8 protein-coding genes are annotated in these 4,109 nt (G+C 68.6%); 5 read left to right on the forward strand and 3 right to left on the reverse strand.

Going from position 1 to position 4,109, the window contains the following annotated elements:
• Window positions 1–243, reverse strand: a 243-nt coding sequence (locus V6M46_RS08890; RefSeq protein ID WP_332663884.1) for a dihydropteroate synthase, incomplete at its 3' end; no start/stop codon positions are given.
• A 4-nt stretch (window positions 244–247) separates the two neighbouring features.
• Here V6M46_RS08890 and V6M46_RS08895 point away from each other — a divergent pair.
• Window positions 248–814 carry a DNA-3-methyladenine glycosylase I gene (locus tag V6M46_RS08895; protein ID WP_332663886.1) on the forward strand — a complete coding sequence of 189 codons (567 nt, stop codon included), beginning with the start codon at window positions 248–250 and terminating at the stop codon, window positions 812–814.
• A gap of 82 nt (window positions 815–896) precedes the next feature.
• Window positions 897–1,490: a hypothetical protein gene (locus V6M46_RS08900; RefSeq protein ID WP_332663889.1), complete on the forward strand. Its 594-nt coding sequence runs from the start codon at window positions 897–899 to the stop codon at window positions 1,488–1,490.
• A gap of 17 nt (window positions 1,491–1,507) precedes the next feature.
• Here V6M46_RS08900 and V6M46_RS08905 read toward each other — a convergent pair whose 3' ends face one another.
• The gene (locus V6M46_RS08905; RefSeq protein WP_332663890.1) at window positions 1,508–2,308 is read right to left on the reverse strand and encodes an enoyl-CoA hydratase-related protein; all 801 of its coding nucleotides are present in this window, start codon (window positions 2,306–2,308) and stop codon (window positions 1,508–1,510) included.
• Between the two features lie 108 nt (window positions 2,309–2,416).
• Here V6M46_RS08905 and V6M46_RS08910 point away from each other — a divergent pair, with 108 nt between their 5' ends.
• Entirely contained in the window at window positions 2,417–2,578 is a 162-nt protein-coding gene (locus tag V6M46_RS08910) for a DUF3117 domain-containing protein (protein WP_082530405.1), read from the forward strand.
• Entirely contained in the window at window positions 2,578–2,937 is a 360-nt protein-coding gene (locus V6M46_RS08915; protein ID WP_332663904.1) for a hypothetical protein, read from the forward strand. Before V6M46_RS08910 ends, V6M46_RS08915 begins: the two co-directional genes overlap by 1 nt.
• A gap of 27 nt (window positions 2,938–2,964) precedes the next feature.
• Here the strand turns inward: V6M46_RS08915 and V6M46_RS08920 are convergent, their stop codons facing one another.
• A complete protein-coding gene (locus V6M46_RS08920) occupies window positions 2,965–3,765 on the reverse strand; it encodes a hypothetical protein (RefSeq protein WP_332663906.1) in 801 nt (266 codons plus the stop codon).
• A gap of 161 nt (window positions 3,766–3,926) precedes the next feature.
• On the opposite strand from V6M46_RS08920, the gene V6M46_RS08925 reads away from it, so the two are divergent.
• Window positions 3,927–4,109: response regulator (locus V6M46_RS08925; RefSeq protein ID WP_332663909.1), on the forward strand; the 183-nt coding region annotated here is incomplete at its 3' end.

Here is a 4,109-nt window from a genome sequence, read left to right on the forward strand (position 1 = left end):
CAGCTCCTCGCCGGCGTCGACGTCAGCGCCGTATCCGGCGCGCACACCCCCCACGTCGACGAGGTCGGCGCCGTCGCGCACCGCCTCACCCAGGCGTACGAGGGCGGGCTCGAGGTCGAACGTGGAGCCGTTGTCGTAGAACGAGTCCGGCGTGCGGTTGATGATCGCCATCAGCGCGAGCTCGCCGGGCGCGTACGTCCGCGTGCCCAGTCGCAGAGTGTCCGAGGCGGGTGGCAGAGTCACACTCGTGAGCGTAACGACCGATGGCGACCTGACCGTGCGTTGCCCATGGGGCAGCGATCCCGCCATGATCGCCTACCACGACACCGAGTGGGGGCGCGAGCTGCGCGGCGACCGCGAGCTGTTCGAGCGCCTGTCGCTCGAGGCGTTCCAGTCGGGGCTCTCGTGGGCCATCATCTTGCGCAAACGTGACAACTTCCGCGAGGCGTTCGCGGGGTTCGACCCCGAGGCCGTCGCGGCATTCGGTGACGCCGACGTCGCCCGCCTGCTCGACGATGCCGGCATCGTCCGCAACCGCCTCAAGATCGAGGCGACGATCAGCAACGCCCGCACGCTGGTCGAGCTCGACGAGTCGTTCAGCGACCTCCTCTGGTCGTTCGCGCCGCCGCCGGCACCCGCGCCGACCTCGTTCGCCGACGTGCCGGCGACCACGGCCGAGTCGATCGCGATGGCCAAGGCGCTGAAGAAGCGGGGCTTCCGGTTCTTCGGGCCCACGACGGCATACGCGCTGATGCAGGCCACCGGCATGGTCAACGACCACCTCGCAGGCTGCATCGCGAGGAATCCCTCCTGAGCGGAGCCGCTCGCGCAATCAGGCGTCCGCCCCCCAGGCGTGCCTCCCCGAAACCGACGTCCTCGGTGCTTACCATCCGGTCATGGCTTCATCGCGGAGAATCCCCCGGTCCCGCCGAGCGCTCGGCGCCACCGGACTGTTGATCTCGGCTGTCCTGGTGGCAGTTGCGGGCATCATCGTCTCGACGGTTCCCGTGCTGATCGCTGCGACGACGTATGCCGTCCTGACCGGCGTCGCCGCCGCCCGGATGCTGTCCAACGAGCTCGCCGACAGGCGTCGCGAATGGGCCCTCGAGCGGGCCGCCATCGTCGACGACAATCGACGTGCGACGGTGTCGCGATCACGTGAGCACATCGAGTTCGCCAACCAGATGGGCTCACGGATCAGGCTGCGCGATGCGCAGCTGGCCGAGCTCCGCGACTCGCTCGTGACCGCTGAGATCGACCTGGCCAAGGCCCGCGAGCGGATGTCCGAGGAGCGCGCCCGCAACGAGGCGCTCCAGGCCGACGTCGACGCCGCGCAGTCCGACCTCGAGTCCGCCCGCCTCGACCTGCGCCGGGCCAGCGACGCCCTCGCCGAGAGCGAGAGCGCCGAGCTGCACGCCCGGGCGCAGATCCTTGCGTGGGAGGAAGCGGCCTCCGAGGAGGAGCGCCGCCAGCACGAGCGGTCGGCCTGACGGTTCGTCAGCTGGATTCAGCGGCCGGTGAAGACCGGCTTCTCCTTGGCGAGGAACGCCTGGACGGCGGACGCGTGATCCGCTGACGCCCCGGTCAGTGCCATCTTCTGGCCCTCGTGCTCGAGCGACGCCGGCAGGTCGTGGGTGGCCGAGAAGGCCAGTGCCCGCTTGATCGAGGCCAGGGCCAGCGTCGGTCCGTCCGCGAGGGACCGGGCCAGTGCCGCGACCTCGGCGTCAAAGTCCTCGTCGTCGAGGACCTTCGTGGCCAGGCCCAGGGCGTACGCCTCGTCGGCCGGGATCGTCCGAGGCTGCATCAGGAGCTCGGTCGCCTTGCCGTAGCCGACGAGCCGGGGGAGCGTCCACGACGACCCGGTGTCGCACGACAGCGCGATGCCGGCGAAGGCGAGGTTGAACCCGGCGGAGCGGCGTACGAGCCGGAAGTCGGCCGCGAACGCGAGAGACGCTCCGGCGCCGGCCGCGACTCCGTTGACCGCGGCGATGACGGGCTTGGGCATCGTCGCGATCGCGGTCACGGCGGGGTTGTAGTGCTCGGCGACCGTGGTGCCCAGCGATGAGCTCTCATTCTGCAGGTCGGCGACGTGCTCCTTGAGGTCCTGGCCGACGCAGAACGCCCGCCCGGTGCCGGTCAGGACGACGCAGCGCACGGCGCTGTCGGCCGCCGCGGCGTGCAGCGAATCGCGCAGCCCGACCTTCGCCGCGAGCGTCAGGCTGTTCATCCCCTCGGGCCGGTTGAACGTCACGGTGCCCACGCCATCGGCCACCTCGTAGGTGACAGGTGGTGCGCTCTGGTCGGTCATCGATGCCTCCTGGTGGTACTGCGGTCGAACGTCCTCCGGCCATAGGCGATAATAGGAGGCACGCTTCCTGCCGTTGCGGTGGGAGCTCCAAGATCGAGAGGGGAACTGATGGCCGCCATGAAGCCACGGACCGGAGACGGCCCGATGGAGGTCACCAAGGAAGGGCGCTGCATCGTCATGCGCGTCCCGCTCGAGGGCGGCGGACGACTCGTTGTCGAGCTCAACAATGAGGAAGCGGCCACGTTGGGCGACCAGCTCAAAGCCGTCTGATGTACGGGCTGACCGTTCGCTGGTCACTCGCCGATGCGCCAAAGGGCACGCTCAAGGCTCTTCGCACCTACGTCGAGGACGAGTCCTTCGCGAAGTTCGCGGCTCTTGACGGCCTGCGGTTCAAGTCCTGGCGCGCCCGCAAGGGCGAGTGGTTCGAGGGCAGCTATGTGTTCGTCTCCGACGCCGCACGTTCGGCGTTCCAGGACAACTTCGAGAAGATCGCCGCCGACTCGGCCGGCTCCAAGATCATCGGCAGCGTCCCGGTCACGATCGAGGCGTGCGAGATCGTCGCCGTCGTACGAGGTCCCGCAGGTTTCCGATCCTCGGCCAGCTTCGAGCACGAGAAGCGCGACGACTGAACCGCGATCTGCGCGAACCACGACCGGCTAGTCGCCAGGGCGCCCGAGCGGTCCGGTCGCCGTACCGGCGGGCACCTTCTTCACGCTGATCAGCTCCTCCCGCTCCGATCCGCCAGCGATGTCGAGCGCGAGCACCGGTCCCACGCCCGGAGCGTAGAACTTGTACTCGAGCACCTCGGGCTCGATCGTCGAGGTGTCCTTGGTCAGGAGCACCGAGTCGTAGTGGCCCAACGTGACGTCCACCATCTCGCGCGTGCTCAGCACCTGGCCGTTGTCCTCGGCGTGGCCCTTGTAGTACTCCTGCCGGTAGACCGGCCCGGGCTTCGGGTCGGCCGGCATCGCCACCCCGGCCTGAGCGCCGTCGACCCCCGCCTCGAACGAGCCTTCGGTGGAGTCCTTCTTCCCGTTCTCGAACGTCGCGGTGTCCTCGCCGAGGTACCAGACGTTGCCCATGTCGTCCTGCGCGTACCAGTCACGGGTGTCCTCGACGATCTCGCCGTCTTCGCGAGCCGTGTCGCGTACGACTCGGGCGGTCACCCCGTTCGCGATCTTCTTCGTCTGGTCGGTCACCGTGACGGTGATCGTCGAAACGGTCCCTTCCTCGTCGACCCCGCGGTACATCATCTGCGTGCCCGGGACGAGCGGCAGGTAGGTGTTGTCGATCGTCGTGCTGAACCGTTCGGGGTCCAGCTTCACGACTTCGCCCCCCTGCGGCAGCGCCGCCGACGGCTTCGTCGACCCTCCGCTGTCGTCCGAGCACCCCGTCGTCAGTGCGAGGACCGTCAGGGCGATGGTGAGTCCGGTCCACCCCATCGGTGATGTCTTCATCTCGGTGCCTCCTCAGCGGCCGTCTCCGATGAGAGGCCCGCAGCAACACGTTCCCGCCTGGATGCTGAATCAGTGCTGAACCGCGCCTGGCGGCGTTCAGCGAGGATTCAGCGACCGCGTCCTACCGTCACTAGGCTGTAGCCAGCGTTCAGGAGATGACCATGAAGGTGCTCCTCGTCGACGACGACGAAAAGCTCACCGCCGCGGTGAAGCGCGGCCTCCAGCCCGAGGGCTTCACGGTGGACATCGCCAACAACGGTGTCGACGGGCTGTGGCGGGCGACCGAGGGATCGTACGACGTCGTGGTGCTCGACTTGATGCTCCCGGGACTCAACGGCTACCGG

Origin of the sequence: Aeromicrobium sp. (assembly GCF_036676885.1) — a bacterium.
In the GTDB taxonomy this organism is placed as follows: domain Bacteria; phylum Actinomycetota; class Actinomycetes; order Propionibacteriales; family Nocardioidaceae; genus Aeromicrobium.

Excerpts from the sequence above, each read along its gene's own strand:
- V6M46_RS08910 (WP_082530405.1), top strand. The coding sequence starts at position 2,417 with ATGGCCGCCATGAAGCCACGGACCGGAGACGGCCCGATGGAGGTCACC.
- V6M46_RS08905 (WP_332663890.1), bottom strand. The coding sequence starts at position 2,308 with ATGACCGACCAGAGCGCACCACCTGTCACCTACGAGGTGGCCGATGGC.
- V6M46_RS08920 (WP_332663906.1), bottom strand. The coding sequence starts at position 3,765 with ATGAAGACATCACCGATGGGGTGGACCGGACTCACCATCGCCCTGACG.
- V6M46_RS08900 (WP_332663889.1), top strand. The coding sequence starts at position 897 with ATGGCTTCATCGCGGAGAATCCCCCGGTCCCGCCGAGCGCTCGGCGCC.
- V6M46_RS08915 (WP_332663904.1), top strand. The coding sequence starts at position 2,578 with ATGTACGGGCTGACCGTTCGCTGGTCACTCGCCGATGCGCCAAAGGGC.